The organism is Kitasatospora sp. NPDC093558, assembly GCF_040683475.1.
Taxonomy (GTDB): domain Bacteria; phylum Actinomycetota; class Actinomycetes; order Streptomycetales; family Streptomycetaceae; genus Kitasatospora.
The window spans coordinates 1-1,704 of the sequence record NZ_JBFBDY010001023.1 but is presented as its reverse complement, the minus strand read 5'-3'; the positions used below and the strand labels follow the sequence as shown (position 1 = coordinate 1,704).

Below are 1,704 nucleotides of genomic sequence, written 5' to 3'. Positions count from 1 at the left end.
CATCGACCGGACAACCTACAAGGCCACCATCAGCATCAACATGCTCACAACCGACCCTTGACAGCCCCAGCTCCGCCCTAACTGAACGGCGTTGCTACTAGCCACCCAGCACGCCCAACCCCCAAGGGCACCTCACACAGGAAGTCGGCCCAACCGACTTCTCATGCACGCACGCAGCCAGCGGCTGGCGCAGGAAGTCGATGCCGCCGGCACACGACACGCCCCCACACAGGACCCCGCACCGGAAGTCCGCCTGCTCGACATCCTGTACGCCACCAAACCCCCAGCAGGCAAAGGCCGCTCGCACAGGAAGTCGGCCCACCCGACTTCTCACGCACGCACGCAGCCGGCGGCTCGCTCGCGCAGGAAGTCGATGGCGCCGACTTCCTGCGCGCCCCGGGGCAAGCACCCGCAGATCCCCACCATGGGAGGTTGCGGGCTCAGCGCGAGAAGTCGGACAGGCCGACGTCTCGCACGCGCACCCGCGGCCACGGGCTCGCCTGCACAGGAAGTCGGCCCAACCGACTTCTCATGCACGCGCGCAGCCAGCAGTTCGCCCACGCAAGAAGTCGATGGCGCCGACCTCCTGCGCGCCCCGGGGGCAAGCATCCGCAGATCCCCAGTGCGGGAAGTGGGGGAGGCTCCGCGCGAGAAGTCGGACGGGCCGACTTCTCGTGCCCGGCGAGCCCGCTGGCCCAGCCCGGGAACCGGGCGGGTGGGGGGTGGCGTCGGCTGGTGGGACGTGATCAATTGTGCTCAAGGGGGTTGTGCATGGGTGGGGCGACTGTTCGCTATCTCTATCTCGTTCGGCATGGGGAAGCCCTGCCGGATGAGAGTGGGCTGTCGGAGGTCGGGCGGCGTCAGGCTTCGCTTCTCGGGCGGCGGTTGGCGGGGCGGCCCATCACTGCCGTGCACCATGGGCCACTCGCTCGGGCTGCGCAGACGGCCGGGTTGATCGCCGAGCACTTGCCTGCCGTCAGTGTCCAGGCCTGCGACGCGGCGGGTGACTACGTCCCGTACGTCCCGGGGCGGGCGGAGCTTCCGTCCGACGGTGCCGACCACTTTCTCCGCTTCCTCGCCCAGGCCGAGCCCCATGCCTCGGGGCCGGAGCTGGCCCGGCAGGCTGTCGCCTCGTTCACCGGGCCGGTGGCCGGCGATCAGGAGCGGCACGAGCTCGTCGTCACGCACAACTTCCTCATCGCCTGGCTCGTCCGGCATGCCCTCGACGCGCCGGCGTGGCGTTGGCTCGGGCTCAACCATGGCCATGCGTCGCTGACCGTCATCCGCTACGCCCCGGGGCGGCCGGCCTCTCCGCTGGTGGTCAATGATCTCGGGCACCTGCCCGAGGACCTCCGCTGGACCGGGTTCCCGCCCGGGTACAGGGTGTAGGCCGCTGACCTTCCCGGCCTGCCCGCTTTGGCAAAATATATAGACCGGTCTATTCTCTCTCCCATGGGAGCCAAGGGTGAGGAGACCCGCGCCCGGCTGATCGCCGGTGCGCGGGCGCTGATCGAGGCGCAGGGCTACTTCGGCAGCGGCGTCAACCAGATCGTCGCCGAGAGCGGTGCGCCGCGCGGTTCGCTGTACTTCCACTTCCCCGAGGGGAAGGACCAGCTGGTCACCGCGGCCCTCGTCCAGGCCGGGCGCGAGGTCGAGGACCTGCTCAGGTCGCTCGCCGCCGACGGCGGCGACGCCGCTGCGCTG

2 protein-coding genes are annotated in these 1,704 nt (G+C 70.0%); both read left to right on the top strand.

All coding sequences use genetic code 11. From position 1 onward, the window contains the following. Positions 1-771 precede the first annotated feature (771 nt). Positions 772-1,389, top strand: a complete 618-nt coding sequence (locus AB0O00_RS38075) for a histidine phosphatase family protein (protein ID WP_363659269.1) — start codon at positions 772-774, stop codon at positions 1,387-1,389. A gap of 63 nt (positions 1,390-1,452) precedes the next feature. Then, positions 1,453-1,704: helix-turn-helix domain-containing protein (locus tag AB0O00_RS38070; protein ID WP_363659268.1), on the top strand; the 252-nt coding region annotated here is incomplete at its 3' end.